This is a genomic window from uncultured Roseibium sp., from assembly GCF_947494555.1.
GTDB lineage: Bacteria > Pseudomonadota > Alphaproteobacteria > Rhizobiales > Stappiaceae > Roseibium.
Genome location: NZ_CANLVF010000006.1, coordinates 87,913 through 107,093, shown reverse-complemented (window position 1 = coordinate 107,093; position 19,181 = coordinate 87,913). Strand labels below are relative to the sequence as shown.

Genomic DNA, 19,181 nt, shown 5'->3' with positions numbered 1-19,181 from the left:
GCAATGCAGGCCTCAACGAGCTTGCCGTTGGCCGATGGCCTTAGAAAGGAACCGCTTCGTGCGAAATCCATTCGCTTCGAAAACATTTAAAGACCCTGATGGAACAGTTCAGCTGGTCAAGCGGCTGTTAAGCGAGAATTTCAGGAAATACCTGCCTAAATACGCACTGGCATTCGTTTTCATGGGTATTATCGCGGCGACAACGGCGGCCAGTGCCTGGATCATGCGCGACGTGGTCAATGAGGTATTCGTCAACAAGGACGCGGCGATGGTGTATGTCATTGCGACCGCCGTGCTGATTATTTTCGTCCTGAAGGGTGCGTCGACCTACGGCCAACTTGTTGTTCTGTCCAGGGTCGGCAACGAAATCGTTTCGGATCTGAGAAGGCGCATGTTCGCTCACATGGTCCGCCAGGATCAGACCTTCTTCGACCAGAACACGATCTCGGAAATCGGAGTTAGGATCGGACAGGGTGTCGGGGCGGCGAAAACGACACTTGACCTGATCATTGTTTCGCTTGGCCGCGATTTGCTGACGCTTATCGGGCTGGTTTTCGTCATGTTGCTTCAAAACCCGTTTCTGAGCATTTTTGCCCTGCTTATTATGCCGCCAGCGGTCCTTGGCGTGACTTTTCTGGTGAAACGAACGAAGCAATACGTCAAGCGGAAGGTTGTCTCGAGCGTCAAAATCGGAGCCGCCCAAAAGGACACAGTCCTCGGGATACGCACTGTGAAGGCGTTCAGCCTAGAATCTTTCATGATGCAAAGGATGGAAGTGGGCATTCTCGAAGTTCAGGGGCAGTCGAACAAGATTGCTTCCCTGTCCGCCAGAACGGCTCCTTTGATGGATACATTAGGGGGCTTCGCGATTGCAGGCGTCATGTTCTACGGAGGGTTCTCGGTTATTGAGCTCGGCCAGGACCCGGGCGCACTGTTTTCGTTCATCACGGCCCTGCTTCTGGCATACGACCCGGCCAAGCGTCTGGCGCGTTTGAACGTGAACCTCGGTAAAAACATGGTCGGTCTTCGCATGATGTATGAGCTGGTCGATCGCGTGCCGGGCATGAAAGAGATTGAGAACGCCCCTGATCTGAGTGTCACGGGCGGGAAGATCGAATTTCGGGACGTAGTCTTTTCCTACGAGGGAGCGCCGGCGCTGAAGGGTACCAGCTTTGCTGCAGGGTCCGGCAAGATGACTGCACTTGTGGGCGCATCCGGCGCTGGCAAATCGACCGTATTTGCTTTGATCGAAAGGTTTTACGACCCCGACAGTGGAGACGTTCTGATAGATGACCAGACGTTGCCGTCACGCAATCTCGATTCAGTGCGGCAATCGATTGCCTATGTGGGACAAGACCCGTTTCTCTTTGAACTCAGTGTCCGCGACAACATCGCTATCGGCAAGCCGGGAGCGACGCAGGAAGAAATCGAAGCCGCGGCAAAGGCCGCCAATGCCCATGACTTTATCATGCGTATGCCCAAGGGTTACGACTCGAGCACCGGGCAGGGCGGGAACAAGCTTTCGGGCGGGCAGCGCCAGCGGATTGCCATCGCGCGCGCCATGCTCCGCAACGCCCCGATCCTGCTGCTCGACGAAGCGACATCTGCGCTGGATTCGGAATCTGAGGCCAAAATCCAAAGCGCCGTTGAGCGGCTCACCAAGGGCAAAACCACACTGGTGATCGCTCACCGTTTGAGCACCGTTAGGCACGCCGACATGATTCACGTCATGGACGACGGCCAGGTCGTGGAAAGCGGCACGCATGATGAGCTGTTCGATCACGATGGCATCTACCGCAGGCTCTGCGAGTTGCAGTTCCAGAACAAAAAGGAAAAGGCCGCCTGACAGTCTGGTCAATCGCCAAATTCGGCTTCCCGGCAACTTGTCCGATTGCACCAAAAAACCTTTCCGGATTCGGGTTTGGTCCGCGGGGATACAGGCAGTTTTTGGGTTGCGCTTTCAAAAGGGAACTGGTTTAAAGCGCAGGCTGCGCAAGGGGGTTGAGCCTCATCGGGCAAGACAAGAAGCGCTTATCGATGACATCCATAAAGCGGAATGCGTTGCGCGCCGGCAGAAAGGCTTAGGCTGCAATTTGCCTGGTTTGCAGACCGGCGTCTGTTTGAGTAGATAGTCTTGAATTTTTCCCGGTCGGCTCAAGGATTGTTGGAAGTAAATGTATCTCATTGCGGAAATCGGCATCAATCATGATGGCGACCTTGCCAAAGCAAAAGAAATGATCAGTGCCGCTGCGCGATCCGGCGCCTCGGCGGTAAAGTTCCAATACAGGAACCTCGATCGGGCATATTACGGTGAGCCCACCGAGATTGGTGATGAAATACTCATCGATGAGATCAGGAAAACTTTCCTTCCGCCGGAAAGTCTTTTGGAATTATCGTCGCAAGCGCAGGCTCTGGGGCTGGACGCAGGGATCAGTTTTTTTGACCACGCCGATGCGGACGATTTTGGCGCTTCGCTCGAACAGTTTGATTTTTTCAAGGTTCCGAGCGCGGAACTTACCAATGCTGCGCTCGTGGCGTTCTTAGGTGGCCTCAGCAAACCGCTCTATCTCTCAACAGGTGCACATGCGGAACCTGACATCGAGGCGGCGTTTTCCGCACTGTCGGAATTTGACTGGACACCTTTGCATTGCATTTCAAACTATCCGACGTCGCTGGAAAACGCCCGGCTTGGTCAGATTGCCCATCTCCGTCAGCGGTGGGGGCGTCCGGTCGGCTATTCCAGCCATGACGATCACTGGGAAGTCTGCCTTCTGGCACTGCAACAGGGTGCGACAACGATTGAACGGCACCTGACGTTCGACCGCAGCGGGCCGGGCCTTGATCACTCCAGCAGTTCAACACCGGATGAATTTCAGAAAATCAGGTCTTTCGCCGATGCATTGCCGCTGATTGTTGCTGGTGACGGGCCGCGGGCTGCCAATCAGGGCGAGCTCATGAACAGGCAGAATCTGGGGCGCTGTTTCTACGCCGCAAAGCCACTCAGTGCTGGAGAAACGCTCGACACGCGTGATTTGGTTTACCGAGCTCCAAACACCGGTTTCGACAGGAACCAGATCGCCGCGTATCTGGGGCGTCCACTACGGGTGGACGTTGTAGAAGGCGATGCGCTTTGCCCCAGTGATTTCGACGCGGCGGCGCCACTGGAAGACTGGCATCTGGACCGGGCAAAAGATCTGAAACTTGCACTTCCGGTGCGTCTGCACGATCTGGGATTGATGGCCCGGCAGTTTCCAATAGGAGCTTACGAGTTTCATCTTTCCTATAAGGAAGTGCTTTCAACTCCCGATGCGGGAAACGCCGATCCCAATTGCAGTTACAGCGTTCATCTTCCCGATTACGTAAACTCCATGCAACTCATGGATCCTTTTGCAAAGGATATCTGCCAGCGTGAAGCGAGCAAGTCAGTTCTCGATAAGACAGTCGATTTTGCACTCGCACTGAGTGACAGGACCGGCGTTGAGACGCCGATCGTCGGAAGTTTTTCAGCCGTACCAGTGGACAGCGAAGGCGGCCTTGAAAAATTCTACGACAGTCACGCCGAACTTGTCCGATCTTATTCTGAACGCGGGGCATTGATTGCTCCGCAGTGGTTGCCTCCGATTGCGTGGTACTTTGGCGGCTCGGTTGCGCTGAAGGCGATGAATAACGTTGTTGATGCCAAACATCTTGTGAAGCGTGACATGCCCGTCTGTCTTGATGTTTGCCATTTGCTACTTGGTCGCAACATGTTCGGCTTCGACTTGGCGGAAATTGTCGATATGCTCCTCCCGCAAGTGAGACATGTACATCTGGCGGACGCACTTGGAACGGATGGTGAGGGCATGCAATTCGGCGACGGAGACCCCGGAAACAACGACATTATCCGCGATGCACTCGCACTGCCGGGACTTAAGGTGATTGAGGTTTGGCAAGGTCATCTCGACAGAGGTGCCGGCTTTCGCGAAGCGATTCGTCGCTTGACGGAACTTTGAACCGTGGCAACGCGAGCGCTTGTCATTGGCGCAACCGGGCAGGACGGCGCCCTCATGGTACGCGAGCTTGTCAAGGAAGGCGTTGAGGTATTCGGCGGTTTCCGGCGAGGTGGTGCGGCGCGTTTGTGGCGCTTGAAGGAAATGTCGCTGGAGGATTCCATCCAGTTGGTTGAGTTGGACCTCAACGACATGCACTCGCTTATTGAAGCGATGAAGATCTCAAGGCCTCACGAGGTTTACCATCTTGCCGGTCACAGCTACGTTGCAGACAGCTTGCGCCATCCGAATGTCACGATGGAAGCGAACACCATCGGGACGCTGAACGTTTTGGTTGCCGTTGGAGTCGCCGCGCCGGAAGCCCGGGTTTTCCTTGCTTCCAGTTCAGAAGCGATCGGCCAGTCAGTCGCCGGGGCTCCGGTGTCAGAAACAAGTCTGCCCGCTCCTCGCAATCCTTATGGTCTTGCAAAGTTGAGTGTGTTGCACCTCGGTCGAATTTATCGTGAAACCCAGGGACTACACGTTGCCAGCGGCATTCTGTTTAACCATGAAAGCCCATGGAAAGACCGCTCGTTTGTTACCCGCAAAATAACTGTAAATCTTGCGCGCCTTGCCATCGAAGGTGGCCCGCCCATGGCTCTTGGAGACCTGTCTGCGGAGCGGGACTGGGGTGACGCCGAAGAGTTTGTCGGGGCGATGCGCGCAATCATTCGCCATGACCCGCCGGAAGACTTTATCGTGTCCACAGGCAAGCTCACAAGCGTGCGCACGTTTGTCGAGTGCGCGGCACGGGCTGCCGGCTTTGATCCGCACTTTGAGGGTGAAGGCCTGGCGGAACGCTGCGTGGATACCGAGTCCGGATTGGAACTGGCGGTGGTTTCGCCAAAATATTTTCGAAGCAATCCGACGCCGGCGCTGCGAGGTGATTGTTCGCGGCTGGAAGAGGCCGTTGGATGGCGCCCGACGACAAGTGTGGAAATGCTTGCCTCTAGGATGATCGAAGAAGACAAGAAACGCTGGATTAGGGGAGAGCACAATGTTTGACAAAGACGTTGCTGAACGTGCGCGCGACCAACTTGTGGGCTGCGTCTACACTATTTTTACGCCTTTCGACGCGAACGAAAACGTCGATTATGACAGTATCGAAGCCTATTTGCGCACGCTACACGCTCAAGGTGCCCGAAGATTCTATGCGATGGCGTACAACTCGCGCTACTCGCAAATGACAATGGATGAGATTTTCGAACTCAACCGCTTTTGCGCACAAACCGTGAAAAAGATGGACCCCGAGTCCACCGTCATAGTCGGTGATCCCATCCACTGTTCCACGAAACACAGTGTTGAATGCGCCCGGGCGGCGCGAGAAGCCGGCGCCGATTTGATATCCGTGATTTGCCGCGAAAAGTACTTCGAGGACGATCAGGTTCTGGAGCACTTTGCGACGGTCGGACGGGAATCGGGGCTGGGTGTTCTGGTTCACGAAATGCCTTTCCTGTCCGGGCAAGACGGGAAGCAGATGAACTGGCCGATATCATTGCTGCAGTCCTTGGCGCGCATCCCTGAAGTGGTGGCTTTGAAAGAGGATGCCAAAGAACCCGATGTTGTTAAGGCGACTTTAGAGTTGGAGCCAAGAATTCGTGTGGTGCTTGCGGGTCGAAAGTCCAGTTTCTTGCCCTACCACCCTCTGGGCGCGCGCGCATATCTGAATGGTATTTCAATCATCGATGCGCGCATTGGCGAGAATTTCTGGGCGGCGCTTGAAGGTGGCGATGAGCGGACGGTTCGCTTTATCCTTGAAGAGCTTGAAAGCCCGTTTTTTGATGAACTTTGTGCAAAATACGGGTGGCACCGTTGCAACAAGGCATTGCTCGAAGCCGCCGGCTTCATGTCACGGAGGGACCGGATGCCCTTGAAACATCTGCTGGACGAGAGGTTTGCAGAGGTCTCTGCCGTATATAAGCGGATTGAAGCGGCGCTTGCGCGGGCTCCGTGGATGACGGGAGAAACGTGATGACCGGCGTGACAGCTTTTGTCCCGGCGCGCTCCGGATCCAAGAGGTTTCCCGGAAAGAACATACACCCGTTGATGGGAAAGCCTCTGGTTCTGTGGACCCTGGAAGCCTGTGCGTTGGCGGAATGCGTAACAGAAGTGATCTTTTCGACCGACAGCCAGGAATATCGGGACATCGCATCGAAACACTTTGACGCTCTCGGTATTGAGACACCGCTGTCGTTCGATCTCCGCAGCAACGACGAGGCTGGGGATCAGGTCAAAATCTTTGACTACCTTCACCAGTCAGTAGACAAAATTTTTGGTGCACGCGACGGGGATTTTCTGCTTGCCCTGCCAACTGTGCCGCTGCGCACTTCGGCCCACATCGACCAGGCTTTCGCTGAAAGACAGGCGACGCAAAAACCAGTGTTTTCCGCCATGGCCTACGGATTTCCAATATCGTTTGCGTTTACCGTGAGCGATGAAGCCGGATGGGAGCCTGTCTTCGAAGGCTCACCCATGAAAACAGGCAATACCAGAAGTCAGGACCAAAAACCCGCCTATCATCCGAACGGCGCGATCTATATCCGTGCCATCGAGGACCTTAGGTCGGGATCACTGACCACGCTCTACGATTATGCAACGCCATTTGTCATGTCAGCCGAGAACTCAGTGGACATAGACAATCGCAGCGATTTCTTTGTCGCGGAAGGCATCCTCAGAGCAGAAAACGACTGAGCCTGCACTGGATCAAGAAAAGCAGCCCTTCAGGTTTAACTGCTTGCCTTCGTCCGGTCCTGCGATTAATCCGGTCTGGTTACTGATCCTTTGTGACACATTGGAAGGATGCGACCATGGGCGCACAGGAAGTGAGACTATCGTCGACGGCTTCACCCGATGAGATACTTGACGTGGTGAAAGCTGCAGGTGGCTGTATTGTTCCGAATTTTTTGGACAAGGCGACCACTGAAGCCATGCGTGATGAATTCGACTACCTGATGGAAAACACCGTAGAGAATGTCGATGTGCATGCGGATGCCGGCTACAGCATTGCCAAAAGGGCGCTCTTTTCGGATGTCGATGAGGGCAAATTTCCGGTGATACGCGACGTGGTCGCCAATCGCGGCTTCAAGGACATCTCGACGCGTTACTACGACGATGTGGTGGACTACCCTTCCAAGCTGTTTTTCGTGCGTTCGATCGGTCGGCCGGATGAGGTTGTCACCGCGCTGCCATATGTCATGCATTTCGATCGTCATCAGTTTTTGAAATACGCGATCCTGCTGACCGACGTGACCGAAGAAGACGGTCCGACCTGGATCGTGCCTGGTCGTACGCAAGAATTTCGCGAAAAACGCCTGGAAATGCTGAATTCGAGCGAAATTACACCCGGCGAGAATGTTCTTTCCGATTTTGGTGAGGAGGTCGCTTTGACCGGTCCTGCGGGGTCGCTGGCGATCTTCGATACCGACGCACCGCACAGGGCTGGTAATCTGGAACCCGGTCGCGTGCGGAAGCTGTTGCGGATTGACACGGAGGGAGAGCGCAGCCGGGCCCAGAGCGAGCGGCGTGTTCCCAAAAAAAAGGGCTTCTTCAGCAAACTTCGCAAAAGGTTCGGAACCTGATAGGCACGCCTTCTGCGGCGGGTCATTCTGCAACGGCTGGAATATTGGGTGACGACGAGCTGCGATGTTCCATGCTCGCGCGCTCATATGGAAGGAAGATACGTGATAAAGGCTGGTGAAATTGGTGTTCACGAGATGCTGCATCAAAGCCGCTCTGAAGATACCAAATACATGAAGCAGCAGCTTGCTAACGTTCGCCTGAACCTTCTTCCCGACTCCGAAAAAATTATCGGACGCCAGATTTCCGGGCGTGTCGTCGATTACGGTTGCGGGAGTGGTTATCTGTCCGTGTGGCTCGCACAGAATCGTCAGATCGATTTTGCTGTTGCCGTCGAGATCACGCAAAATGCCGTTGAGAAACTGATCCCGAACATGATTGAGATGTCTGGGGTCGATGCAGACAAAGTCCGGCCGTCTTTGGGCGACTTCTCCAAACAATTCGAAACGGCCCCTTTCGATTACGCATTTTGCATGGGATCGCTGCATCATGCCTTAAATCTTCGCGCCGCTCTTGATGGAATTTTTGAAAACCTGAAACCGGGCGGCGTGCTGATCAGCCAGGAGCCGGTTTCGGACGATTTAGTAGACAATTCCGTATTTCAGAAGAAATACAGCGCTACTGAAGAAATTCCGGGCTATGGCGAAATCCGAAACGATGAGCGCTCCGATTGTTTCTATAGACGTTGCGAATACCTGACTGCGTTGCATCATTCGGGATTTTCGATACAAACGTTTGAAAAGATAGACTGGACCAAATACGAAAAGCCGAAGAAGAAGCGTAAGTTTCAATGGTTGTTTCCAGCTACTGACACCTCTGTCGACACGAAAAAACCAGCACCTCATCTGATCATCGCGCAAAAACCCTTGAATCCTCAGTCGCCTCCGCATCGCTGGACGTGAACGTTATTTTCGCTTCGCTCGGCGGACCGGCATACGGCATGGAGGAGCTTGATGTGCCGGGGAAATTTCGCGGTTGGTTTTCAAGTAGAAACGTCACCCCAAAGTCCTAGGAGTGTGCCTGCGCAGGCGGCATGGCGGTCGTTCACTTGCCGTGATAATTACGGTCATAACCGCGTTCACTTGCACATGCCAAACAAAGTAACGGGACAATGAGAGGCTGCCCGGCAGAGACATTACGCTGAATGAATATTGCTGATCACGTAAAGCGTCTGGAAAAGGACCTGGACCTGTTCGAATGGCGCGAAAGCGGCGCTCCGGTTTGGGAGTTGGCCCGCTATTCCGTGGCTTTGGCGGCGAAACGAACACTGCCGGCAGACGGCAATCCACCAGAACAGGCGGCAAGGAGACAAGCCGTCTCAAGTGAGACGATCTCCTCTACGCAAACGCAGCAGGACAATCATTCATCGATAAAGCGCCGTGTCGAGCGGTTTCGAAAACGGCTGACACTGGCGACGAAGCGAAATCCGCTGCGGGGCGGTCGTTGCGACGTTGTCCTGTTCGGTCATCCGAGGCGCAAACTTGAAAACGGACGTTGGATCGATCTCTATGCGGATCCTGTCGCCACTATCCTCCGCAAGGACTACGATGTCCGGTTCATTGAAATGGACTGGGTCCCTCACCAGAAACCGGAAGTCTCAAGTGACTTGCGCTATATTGACGGGCTTCGCCGCAAAGCCCGGCGCTTTGAGGGATTCGATGAGTTCAGCACCGCAGGAAACGCAAAGTTGAAAGCATTGGGCGATGGTTTGCACGAGGCGGGTTTTGAAGTCGACCTCACGACCATTGTGCGTACGGAGATCGATCGCTGGTTCCGCTGGTTGCCTACGTATACCGAACTCCTTCAGCAGCTTGCACCCCGTGCTGTCGTTCTCGTCAACAGTCCGCATCTCAAGGCCCTTGTTTCGGCGGCGCGGCAAATTGGAATTCCGAGCATTGAACTTCAGCACGGGTCTCCGACTGTCGGAAAGCTGAACTATGATTTTCCCGCTGACCAAAGTTTTGAAACCTTTCCGGATTTCTTCTTTTGTTTCGGAAAGTTCTGGACGGAGGGCAGCCGGCTGCCTTTACCATCTGAACGCATGCCAACAGTAGGATTTCAGTACCTTCGTGACCGTGTTTCCCTCTATCCGGAAGCACCGGATGCTGAGCGCCGGATTATGACGATTTCTCAGCCAAATTGCCGGGCTGCGCTCGCGGGACTGACACTGGCCACCGCGCAGAGGACTGACGGAGCGTTCGAATTGCTCTGGAAAAACCATCCCGTCGAGGAAGGGATGCAGGACGAGACGGCCCGGGCACTTGAGCAGGCCGGAGTGCGCATACTGCCGCCAAGCACGGACCTTTACGAAACGATTGCCTCGGCGGGTACCATCATCGGTGGCTTCTCGACAGCACTCTATGAAAGCGTCGCCTTCGGGCGCCGGCCTCAGATTGTAGAAACGGGTTATGAGGGCCTGATGAGCAAACTAGTGACTGCGGATGCAGCTGACCTGGTGCGATCGGCGGACGAAATGCAGTTTAACCAGCGGCCTCGGCCCGACGTTGTCGACAGTCTGTTCGCGACCCGAAGCGATGCCGAGTTCCTGGAATACTTTGCCAAGGCAATCGAACACGGGCCTCGCCTTTAGAAAACCGATCCGGCTACCTCATGCGGGGCGGCGAGTTTGATTGGTTTCAGTTCGCTGATTTACCGGGAGTTTTTCAATTATTGCCCTGCCTGAATTTTTCGGCATCCCAATCCAGAAGGTCAGCGATATCGGAAATTGAGAGGGTGTCTGTCTGAAGGTGAGTTGGAAGTCGGTTGACGACATCGCTGTAGCAGCGCATCTGCTCCTTTTGTGCAGGGGTTGCGTGCTCGAACTCGTAAGTTCCGATGCCAGGAACAAAAATGTAGGGTGATCGTTCGCTCCCCGGTTGATCTTGCAGGCTCAGCTTTAGCTCGGGCGACCAGATAGACGGCTCTGCGCCGAGAAAAACGACATGGTCCGGATAAAGCGCCCAATTTTCGTTTAGTCTTGCGATCTGCACAGGATCGCAGGAGAGGGCGTGGATGCAAGGGTCTCTGCTGGGTGCATAGCCAAGTTTCGCAAGATCATGCTCGGGCACAGCAGATGGAGCAGCCTCGGTATTGCATGGTGCGAAAGTCTGCAACTCGTCGAGGGTCCGGGCAAGCAGACCACGGATGCCATCGATGTTCTCACCACCCAGAACGATGCCGTGATTCTTCAAAAAGACGATGTTTGCACCAGGATTTGCGCGCAGCGCCTCGTCGACGGCAGCGGCAAGTTCAGCCCCGGGCTTGTTGTAGTCGACAAAAACCCAGTCTTTACGTTCTTCCAATTGCCGCGCCAAACGGTCATTGGCGTCTCTCAGGACAAGTTGCACCAGGACATCAATGGCATGCAGATGAACTACGATCCGATGCGGCATGAGTGCGTGCAGCATCGTTTCGATTGAAGGTCTTTGTTCGGTTTGAGCAAGAATCGAGGCCTTTGCCGAAAAATCCTGTCTTTCGATGCTCTGCTGCAGGTCCTGCAGGTCGACCGGAATGAAGATCTCAGTGTCGTCCGCATGCGCCAGCCAGGTGCCGGACGCCTTGACCCAAAGCGTACTGCCTTCTTTCCAGGAGACATTGCCTCCCGGACCCTGTACCAGCAACTGGTCCTGTCCGATTTCAGCGCAATAAGACCTGATATCCCTTGCGAGTGCCTCGTCGCGGTCCGGTGTCACGTGTCGGCAAGCCCCAGGATCAGTTTTCTCAAATCCGAAAAGGTGTCGAAATAGGCATCGGGCGCGGTCTCGCCCTGGCCTTTTTCAACGCCTGAATGGAGTTTCTGCAATGTGACGGCATTGATTTTTTCGCGTGCACCGCGAATGTCGTTTACGGGATTGTCGCCGATCATCCAGATACAGTCGCCGTCAGGTCTCATCTTTTCCAGCGCAAGCGTGAAGGGTGCCGCATTTGGCTTGTCAAAGCCCGCCTCTTCGCTTGTGACGATGTAGTCGAACACGTTTTCCAGGCCGAAATAAACGATTTTCCTGAATTGGATCTGAGCTGTCAGGTCCGTGACGATTGCCGTCGGAATGCTCATGAGCCTGAGCTCGTCCAACAGCTCCTTCACGCCGTCAAAGAGGACGGCGTTCCCTAAAAACGTCCTCCAATATGTTTGTTCGAAATCGAGCGCGCGCAGGATCTGTGATCCGAGGCCCATGATCTCAAGCATGCGCTGCATGTAGAGCAGCCTGCTGTGTGAGGACGCCGTACCTTTCAATCGAGCCTTGACCTGCTCTCTTGCGTTGCTGTAGGCGCGATCGAAATCTGAAGACTCGATCGAAAACGTCTTCGTGACTTTCTCGCGCACCGTCGAAAGAGCGGCCTCATGTGCCGGGTCATAGGCATAAAGAGTGTTGTCTGTGTCAAAAAGAATCGCGTTCGGCAAACGCTTAAACCTGTCTGGATTGACGACTTTCACTAGACAGTTCTCTTCACTAGGACTTGGTTGATGTGCGAAAGCGCGACCAGTTGCATGACGCCGGTGACACCCTCCTGCCAGTCGGGTTCGATGTCGAGAAATTCGATGACATTCGGACAGAGGATCTTCGCTGCCATCTCGATATCTTCCGAGCCGGGTTCGCCTTCGATAGTGATTTCGGCTTCCGCCTGATCTTTAGCGATGTTGATATCGACATGCAATCCGCACACGCCCACAAGAACCCGGTGTATGGAGAGTTCGTTGAACCCTTGTTTGGTCGTGGCGACAAGTTTCAGTTTGACGGGTCCCTCGCGATCCAGATCCTCCAGTGTCAACGCATGGACAGGCTGAAGAGACAGAATCAGGTCGGCGTGGTCGGCCTGTTTGCGGATGAACTGTTCCGCGTCATGCTCTCTCTTCTCAAGTGAAGCGAGGACGGTCTCGATGCTGTGCCCCCGGTCCTTGACGTCTCTTTTGAGTTTGAAATGCCGTCTGAGGCTTTCATCGATATCGAGATAGATCCTGAGATTGCAGTTGTCCCGGATGATCGGCAGGGAAAGGGAATGCAACCCGCTCGCAATGATGAAGTCGTTGCTCTTCACTTTGAGCGGGCGGCTCATCTTGCCGGTACCATGGTTGTAGTGCCGCGACTGAATTGATTTTCCGTCGATAAGCGCGAGCAGATTGTTGCTGTAGGCTTCCAGGTCATTGGCCATCGGATTGAGGTGGGTCATGACTTGCCACATGGGTTTGTGCCGGTCCCAGAGGTGGTAGTCGTCACCGGATAGTTTCACGACGGAATGATCTCCGAAGAGGCCGGTCAGACTGTCGGCGAATGTGTCTTTTCCGGCACCGGAATCACCAGCAAGACCGATGACGAACGGCGTTCTGCTTCGACGGAAAAAGTCATTCTGCCGGACGGAATATCTCCAGGTGCGCAACGAAAGCACCAGACCGACGGCGAGCATTGCTGTCAGGAGAAGAGACGTTACCTGAGAGATTTCGACCTGACTCAGCGGCAGGAAATCAGCGAGTTCGAAGGTATTTGATGCGGAAAAGTGAAAGGGGGTCACCAGAAGCGTCGTGAACGCATACAGCCAGGAAAAGGCCAGTCCCAGAACCGCGGACGCCAGACCGCTTTGGAGCAGAATGAGAAACGGCAGGCACCAGACGAACCAGCCCGGCGAGGCAGGTGTCAACAACACGATCATCAGAAACGATATGCCTGTGGTCGCCAGAAAGAGATCGAAGTTCTGACGGCGGACATTCCACGCAAGATACAGCATCAACAGGTAAAGAAGCGGCACCACATAAACGGTATTGGCCTGCGCGAAGCTGATCGAGAGCTGGAGAACTTTCCCCATCTCCGGATTGCCGAACAGCATGAGCAACGCGCTTTGGGAAAAGGCGAAGGGAAATCCGAATATGAGAAGACCGGTCAGAAGGCCGGCGGAAAAGCCGGGCAATCGCGTGCGCAGCGATTTGTTGTTGATCAGATAAACTGCGAAGAAAGGCATGGCGATCAACATGCTCAGTTTCGCGGAGACAGCACAGACGCAGAAAAAACCTGACAGGGGAAGCCGTGTCTGCCTTAGGAAGTAGACCGCAATTGTCAGGAAGAGAACCGGCACGATATCGTTCAGCCCGAGGCCGTAGCTCGCAAGGATAACAATTGGCGAAAGCCAGTATCCGACAAGCAGAATGTGCTTTTGGCCGGGAAGCAGCCTTTGCAGGACAAGCAGCAGCAAAAAATCGACCGACAGCAGCGTGAGTTCATAGGCATATTGAACCGGCAGGTTCAACAGGCTGAACAAGGTGGTCAATGGCAGGAAAGTCAGCCACATCGCATAGCCGTAAGGAAACGCAAGGAGGCTCCCGTCCAGACTCACCCAGAGCGACCAGGGGTCAAGGATGGGTCGGGAGACGCTGGCCTCAAGAAACGGCCCGTACCATTCCGAAACAGCAATCGGAGCGACGCCAAAAATCAGCACCAGCCTGATCAGAAGGCCGAGGCCGAAAAGTGGATGGCGCCACAGACCGTTCATTGATGATCGGTCCGGGACAGCCAGAGATCCGGCCGCTTTGTGCAGACGGCGTCCGCCTCGATGTTTCTTTGAGCAAGCAGCGACTTCATCTCCGGAATTTCCTGCAAGGCATCCCGTCCCTGAAGCTCCGGGGATACAATGCAGAGCCTGAAACCGGCAGAGCCGAGTTGAGCTGCCTGGTCTTCCGTTAATGGAAAGCGCGAGAAACAGTCCACCCAGATCCAGTCGACCTGTCCGGCCAGGCTGAGCGCGGTTTCGATACTTTCAAATTCCGAAACACGAACCGCACAGCGATGCTCTCCCAGCTTTGACCATTTGATCAGGAAGGGGAACGATTGATCGAGAAAGAAGAAGTCGTCGATACCGCGTGATGCCATGGAAGCGATCAGGCGTTCTTCCAATCCCTCTTCCTTGACGTTCAAAATCAACGTCTTGTGGCTGTAGTGATCGAGCCATGTTTCAAAGTCCAGGCCGGCTTCGAACGGATCGTGGTGGATGACAAGGCGCGCGCCCTGGCTGCGGATATCGACCTCAATACCGTATTCGCAAGGGGTCTCTGCCAGGCCCTCGATGGTGTTGCGTCTGTGTTGGATAATCTGCATCAGGCAACCTCAGGATGCTTCTGAAATTCGGCGCTTGAGCTGGCGGCTGTAATCGACGGTTCTTTGTATGAACTTGCGTTTGGAGCTCCAGTCGATATTCCAGTGCGAAACACCGAAAGCTCTTTCTCCGAACCTGACCGGAAAGCGCTCGACGCTAAGTCCGGCTTGCCTGGCCTGGTAGTATGCATAAAGGTCGAGTGAAAAATCGTGCGGTGCTTGCTGCCAGCTTTCGTAAAACCTGCGGGAAAACATGGTCGGTTGCGCGTTGATGTCCGACAGGGGCGTGCGCAGAAGCAGCGTCTCGAAAACCGACATGCCAATTGTAAAAAACGTGTCCGACAGCGGCCGCCCGTAGCGTTTGCCCTTGACGAACAGGGCCTCGTGATCCTCAGCGCCCTGAAACAGTTGCAAGCCCCGTGCAATATCCAACGGATCCGTCTGCATGTCCGCATGCGTCCAGGACAGGACGTCGCCCCTGGCTGCAGCGAGGCCTGCCAGTATGCCGTGCCCATAGCCTTGATTAACCTCTACGCGCACACTGCGGACCTGCGCATCATTTGCAAGCGTGCGCAAAAGCACGTCCGGGGTTCGGTCACTGGAGCCATTGTCGACCAGGATGACCTCGGCTCCGGTTTCCTGAGCAAGGGTTCTGCATCTTGGAATGAGGAGGCTCAGGTTATCGGCCTCATTGTAGCAGGGAATGACAACCGAAAGCTTCATGCGTTCACACTGCCCATAGCCGAGATCTCACCGTCAATCCGTCTCGGGTTCTTGCGGTGCGCTGCGGGCCGCATGTGCGTCAGGCTCTTTTCTGTCCGGGTCTTTCTCATATCTTTTCGATCACCACAGATCTTCCGAGTGCGAACACATCGGGTGCGAGCTTGGTCAAAACGCTGTCCAGCGCCGAAACGGCTTCCAGAACACCCGAGGGGAGTTCCGGGACCCGGGTCTTGGCGATCACGCCGCCGGACAGCGGGAACAAAAGACATTCGTTCTTCTCGTTGACGCTGATTTTCAGTCCCGGGAACTCTGAATGGAATTTGTCTTCCTTCTCGAAAAGAAGTTCCGGGATCGCGCAATTGGCTGACCAGGGATCCGAAGGGTCGTTTGCTACAACGGTGTCGTCGAAAACGTCGACGTCATAGGACCAGCCCTCGTGCCGCATCACCCGAAGCAGAAGGCGCATCACCAGTGACGTGTTGATTTCCTGGATCAGCACCACGCCTCCGCGCTTCAAGACACGCTCGCATTCGCGGAAAAACTTGGTCGGATAGGCAAAGTGATGGATGTTGTGCGAGGCTATGATGACATCGACAGAGCCGTCTTCCAGCGGCATATCGGTTGCATCGATGAGGTCGTCGATCCAGTCGTTTTCGGCAACATCCGTGACCAGATACTCGTGCTTGAGATAGAATTTTGAGAACCCGGCCCCGGCCCCGATTTCGATCGCCTTTTTGTCCGGCCCCAGATAAGCGTTCATCCAGTCATATCTGTGACGAAGCAGCCGATCCAGATTTCGGAAGCGGCGCAGCTGAAAGTTGCTGCGCGCCTCTTCGAGATTGCCCTCGTCAGCCATCCGGTTTTCAGCGTGTGCGAACAGATTGGGCCCGTTCAGAAACAGCTTCTTCATGCGTCCCTCATTGGCGCCGCAGGGCGGTTGAACACACTGATGGTCGTGCGACATCCACAGAAAGCGATTGCGTGCACTGCTTCGCGACTTCCGGCATTGCCGGTATGTCAGCGGCGTAGCGCGTTGCGAGCGCTGCGAGCTTGTCACGGGGTATTCGTCCGTCCAGGTCAAGCCTGTAGGGGTGAGAAGACCATTTGTGGAAACAGGACTGCCAGTATTCGAACGTCTTGAGATCGTTGGGCGTGCCCCAGCACAGATAACTGTCGACCTCGAACAGGCGGCAGCGATACCCGAGTGCAAGCGCGTCTTCGATCATGGAATCGAGATAGAATTCATTGTTGACGCGGCCATCGCGGCTCAGGAGACGGGCGTAAGCGTTGTTGAAGATCTCCGCGTTCCGGAACGTGAATGTGCCAAGGACGATCGGATCGGTCTTGGGGTTGTCCAGCGGCTTCTTCACCGAAACGCCGCGGACTGTCTCCCCTTCAACGTCGATCCAGCCGTACATTTCAGGATGCCGAACCGCGTTGGGATAACCGCGAACGCCCCAGACAAGAAGATCGGCCTCCGGTTCGTCCAGGCAGGCCTGAAGCGCAGCCGCATCGAACAGCGCACCGTTGTCGCACGCCCCGAAAGTAATCGGACCGGAGTGCGAATCATGTGCGTGTTCCAGCGCATCAAGCCCGATCTTGGCTGTACAGGCCTGTCCCGCGGTCAGACCGGCAACCTGTGCGAGCGTTGCGGACGGAAAGGTTCTGTTCAGTTCGGATTCAAGCTCGTGGAATTCGGGCATATCTGACCGCAGCACGAAGCAGGTACGGTCTGCCGCGGGCAGGTCGTTTATCGCCTGAATGACCATCGGTGTTGCCGAGACCGGAATAATCGGCTTCGGCTCCGTGTAACCTTCACGCGCGAACCTGGAGCCGAGCCCTGCCATCGGAATGACAACACTTCCGGCTGATATCGGCTTTTCTTGCTGAGGAACGGCCATGTCCCGAAAAGCGCTGGACCAGGTGTTGTATTCTGCAACGTCCTCAGGAGTGCCCCATTGCATGAAATGCTGAAGGGGATAAACGGCAACCTGACGATTGTCCTCAAACAGCTGCCGGTATGCCAGGCTGACATAGTATTCGCCGTTGATGTTCAGGTCCTGAGACACGGTTGCCTCAAACGCCGAGCGCATCAGTTCAGCCGACGCAAAGTAGTAGGTCCCGCTTGAGGCGAATTCATCCATTCGATTGTCGGTAAACGGCTGTTTCTCGCGAATATCGCTGACCCAACCGCCATCCTCGCGCATATAGGCATAGTTTGTTGTGCCGAGCGAATGTGGATGAAAACCCTTGTAGGCGGGGATCGCGCCGTCGCAACTTGCTGCACGGACGAATTTCCGGAAATGGTTCCAATCCCAAAAACAGCTGAAGTCACAGTAGTTTACAACGACGGGTGCTGACGGATCGAGCAGGTGCATTGCCTGTTGAACGGCATGAACCGGTCCACGTTTGTGCGCCGGGATGCCGACAACGCGTCCTGTCGGGCAAATCCGCTGAAGAAGAGCTTCCATGCCGAAGTCGGCATTGGTCAAATGCTCGTTGTTGCAGATGAAAACGAAGTCTTCTTCGCCCGGAAACATGTCGACGACATGTTCGATGATCGGTTTGCCTTCGACCTCGATCAGAGGCTTCGGCAATTTGTAGCCGGCCCTGCGAAACCGCTCTCCAAATCCGGACATGGGGATCACAATTTGCATGTCGGTTTCTTCCTGAACGTTGACTGGGACCGTTACCGCCTGGCAAATGCGCGCAAAGGGACGCGCACGCGAGTCGTCCTGCAACTTAATGGCATGAAACTGACTGAGAATTGGTAAACCAAGGCTGAATTTTATCTTGGAAACTCAGCGTCGATTTCGAAAGCAAAAAGACGTGCCCGACAAATTCTGAGTTCACCTGAATAAACAAATTAATGCGCGGGAATCAATTGGAGCTGGCGTAAACTGCTCAAAGCCCTAACGAAAAATGCTGCAGCAATCGATACCAATAATGGTGATGAGTGGTGTCGTGAACGTTTTCGCGTATTCCAACGTCCTTTGTGGGCAATATTTCAGCCTATCAGGGCCAGTTGAAGTCAAACTTGTGTTCAAGCTTTCGTTTTCGAATTTCTTCTAACGTTTGCTCTCTTTGCAATTCGAGACCGTCCACGTATTGACAGTGGTCCTCTACGTAGACCAGGTCCACAAGATCGATCGCGCCAGAATTCAGCAAATCATTGATGACATTGTATTCCATTCCCTCAATGTCGATTTTGATCAACTTTACTTGGAGATGTAGATCCTGAATGAATTTCGACAATTGAACGGTTTCGACCGAAAATCCGTTCTCATAGGAAACATCGCGTTTTTGATTGGAAAGTGTTGATCCTTCAGTCGGTCTGCTGGTTTGAGAAGGGTCCGAATAGAGGGTAGCTTCGCCATCCTCGTCAGAAATAGCCTTTTGATAGGCGACCACATTCGAAAAGCGACATGTGTTCTTCTGCAAGGATGCGAATATGTCAGGATGGGGTTCAAACGCGTAAACAGTGCGAGCCCGCTTGGCAAACTCGGCGGTAAATTTTCCAAGATGCGCGCCAAGATCAATGATGACATCATGGGAGCTTATTTTTGCAAAAACCCGATGAAAATACTTCTCTTGTTTGTTCATCAAGAAGTACGGAATCTTGATTTTTCGCTTGATAAGCTTCTTCCGCAAAGATGATCGAATGCCCATAGTGAATCGCTTATTGGTTTTGAGCTCTAGTGTTTTGAGGCGTGCATGAACTTGCGGCGTTATCACATTTAATGCAGTAGACACACAAGTATGTTCGCCCTGCTCA

The 19,181-nt window shown here is 54.3% G+C and carries 16 protein-coding genes; 8 read left to right on the top strand and 8 right to left on the bottom strand.

Annotated features, from left to right (window positions below; genetic code table 11):
- The first annotated feature begins 58 nt into the window (after positions 1-58).
- The 8 genes from Q0915_RS25485 to Q0915_RS25450 all read left to right on the top strand — a co-directional run bounded on the left by Q0915_RS25485 (position 59) and on the right by Q0915_RS25450 (position 10,194).
- Positions 59-1,846: an ABC transporter ATP-binding protein gene (locus Q0915_RS25485; protein ID WP_299483547.1), complete on the top strand. Its 1,788-nt coding sequence runs from the start codon at positions 59-61 to the stop codon at positions 1,844-1,846.
- A 328-nt stretch (positions 1,847-2,174) separates the two neighbouring features.
- The gene (locus Q0915_RS25480) at positions 2,175-3,992 is read left to right on the top strand and encodes an N-acetylneuraminate synthase family protein (protein WP_299483546.1); all 1,818 of its coding nucleotides are present in this window, start codon (positions 2,175-2,177) and stop codon (positions 3,990-3,992) included.
- Positions 3,993-3,995: 3 nt separating this feature from the next.
- Positions 3,996-5,033 carry a GDP-mannose 4,6-dehydratase gene (locus tag Q0915_RS25475; protein ID WP_299483545.1) on the top strand — a complete coding sequence of 346 codons (1,038 nt, stop codon included), beginning with the start codon at positions 3,996-3,998 and terminating at the stop codon, positions 5,031-5,033.
- On the top strand, positions 5,026-6,000 hold the full coding sequence (locus Q0915_RS25470; RefSeq protein WP_299483544.1) for a dihydrodipicolinate synthase family protein: 975 nt from the start codon (positions 5,026-5,028) through the stop codon (positions 5,998-6,000). The genes Q0915_RS25475 and Q0915_RS25470 overlap by 8 nt, the downstream gene beginning before the upstream one ends.
- Complete coding sequence (locus Q0915_RS25465) at positions 6,000-6,719, top strand: acylneuraminate cytidylyltransferase family protein (protein ID WP_299483543.1); 720 nt, start codon at positions 6,000-6,002, stop codon at positions 6,717-6,719. Before Q0915_RS25470 ends, Q0915_RS25465 begins: the two co-directional genes overlap by 1 nt.
- Before the next feature lie 116 nt (positions 6,720-6,835).
- Positions 6,836-7,606, top strand: coding sequence for a phytanoyl-CoA dioxygenase family protein (locus Q0915_RS25460; protein WP_299483542.1), 771 nt, complete (start codon positions 6,836-6,838; stop codon positions 7,604-7,606).
- Between the two features lie 102 nt (positions 7,607-7,708).
- Entirely contained in the window at positions 7,709-8,506 is a 798-nt protein-coding gene (locus Q0915_RS25455) for a class I SAM-dependent methyltransferase (RefSeq protein WP_299483541.1), read from the top strand.
- A gap of 242 nt (positions 8,507-8,748) precedes the next feature.
- On the top strand, positions 8,749-10,194 hold the full coding sequence (locus tag Q0915_RS25450; RefSeq protein WP_299483540.1) for a hypothetical protein: 1,446 nt from the start codon (positions 8,749-8,751) through the stop codon (positions 10,192-10,194).
- 73 nt (positions 10,195-10,267) lie between these two features.
- On the opposite strand, the gene Q0915_RS25445 is transcribed toward Q0915_RS25450, so the two are convergent.
- The 8 genes from Q0915_RS25445 to Q0915_RS25410 all read right to left on the bottom strand — a co-directional run bounded on the left by Q0915_RS25445 (position 10,268) and on the right by Q0915_RS25410 (position 19,159).
- Positions 10,268-11,296, bottom strand: a complete 1,029-nt coding sequence (locus tag Q0915_RS25445; RefSeq protein WP_299483539.1) for a class II aldolase/adducin family protein — start codon at positions 11,294-11,296, stop codon at positions 10,268-10,270.
- Positions 11,293-12,039: an HAD family hydrolase gene (locus tag Q0915_RS25440; protein ID WP_299483538.1), complete on the bottom strand. Its 747-nt coding sequence runs from the start codon at positions 12,037-12,039 to the stop codon at positions 11,293-11,295. The genes Q0915_RS25445 and Q0915_RS25440 overlap by 4 nt, the downstream gene beginning before the upstream one ends.
- Positions 12,039-14,084, bottom strand: coding sequence for a hypothetical protein (locus Q0915_RS25435; RefSeq protein ID WP_299483537.1), 2,046 nt, complete (start codon positions 14,082-14,084; stop codon positions 12,039-12,041). Before Q0915_RS25435 ends, Q0915_RS25440 begins: the two co-directional genes overlap by 1 nt.
- Entirely contained in the window at positions 14,081-14,686 is a 606-nt protein-coding gene (locus Q0915_RS25430; protein WP_299483536.1) for a phosphatidylinositol-specific phospholipase C/glycerophosphodiester phosphodiesterase family protein, read from the bottom strand. The genes Q0915_RS25435 and Q0915_RS25430 overlap by 4 nt, the downstream gene beginning before the upstream one ends.
- 9 nt (positions 14,687-14,695) lie before the next feature.
- Complete coding sequence (locus Q0915_RS25425; protein WP_299483535.1) at positions 14,696-15,406, bottom strand: glycosyltransferase family 2 protein; 711 nt, start codon at positions 15,404-15,406, stop codon at positions 14,696-14,698.
- A gap of 106 nt (positions 15,407-15,512) precedes the next feature.
- Positions 15,513-16,316: a class I SAM-dependent methyltransferase gene (locus Q0915_RS25420; protein ID WP_299483534.1), complete on the bottom strand. Its 804-nt coding sequence runs from the start codon at positions 16,314-16,316 to the stop codon at positions 15,513-15,515.
- 7 nt (positions 16,317-16,323) lie between these two features.
- Positions 16,324-18,063 carry an NTP transferase domain-containing protein gene (locus tag Q0915_RS25415; protein WP_299483533.1) on the bottom strand — a complete coding sequence of 580 codons (1,740 nt, stop codon included), beginning with the start codon at positions 18,061-18,063 and terminating at the stop codon, positions 16,324-16,326.
- 358 nt (positions 18,064-18,421) lie between these two features.
- The gene (locus Q0915_RS25410) at positions 18,422-19,159 is read right to left on the bottom strand and encodes an FkbM family methyltransferase (RefSeq protein WP_299483532.1); all 738 of its coding nucleotides are present in this window, start codon (positions 19,157-19,159) and stop codon (positions 18,422-18,424) included.
- Between the last annotated feature and the right edge of the window lie 22 nt (positions 19,160-19,181).

Bases quoted from the DNA above. Each gene is read 5' to 3' on its own strand.
- Q0915_RS25480 (WP_299483546.1), top strand. From the start codon at position 2,175: ATGTATCTCATTGCGGAAATCGGCATCAATCATGATGGCGACCTTGCC.
- Q0915_RS25470 (WP_299483544.1), top strand. From the start codon at position 5,026: ATGTTTGACAAAGACGTTGCTGAACGTGCGCGCGACCAACTTGTGGGC.
- Q0915_RS25465 (WP_299483543.1), top strand. From the start codon at position 6,000: ATGACCGGCGTGACAGCTTTTGTCCCGGCGCGCTCCGGATCCAAGAGG.
- Q0915_RS25460 (WP_299483542.1), top strand. From the start codon at position 6,836: ATGGGCGCACAGGAAGTGAGACTATCGTCGACGGCTTCACCCGATGAG.
- Q0915_RS25450 (WP_299483540.1), top strand. From the start codon at position 8,749: ATGAATATTGCTGATCACGTAAAGCGTCTGGAAAAGGACCTGGACCTG.
- Q0915_RS25435 (WP_299483537.1), bottom strand. From the start codon at position 14,084: ATGAACGGTCTGTGGCGCCATCCACTTTTCGGCCTCGGCCTTCTGATC.
- Q0915_RS25430 (WP_299483536.1), bottom strand. From the start codon at position 14,686: ATGCAGATTATCCAACACAGACGCAACACCATCGAGGGCCTGGCAGAG.
- Q0915_RS25425 (WP_299483535.1), bottom strand. From the start codon at position 15,406: ATGAAGCTTTCGGTTGTCATTCCCTGCTACAATGAGGCCGATAACCTG.
- Q0915_RS25420 (WP_299483534.1), bottom strand. From the start codon at position 16,316: ATGAAGAAGCTGTTTCTGAACGGGCCCAATCTGTTCGCACACGCTGAA.
- Q0915_RS25415 (WP_299483533.1), bottom strand. From the start codon at position 18,063: ATGCAAATTGTGATCCCCATGTCCGGATTTGGAGAGCGGTTTCGCAGG.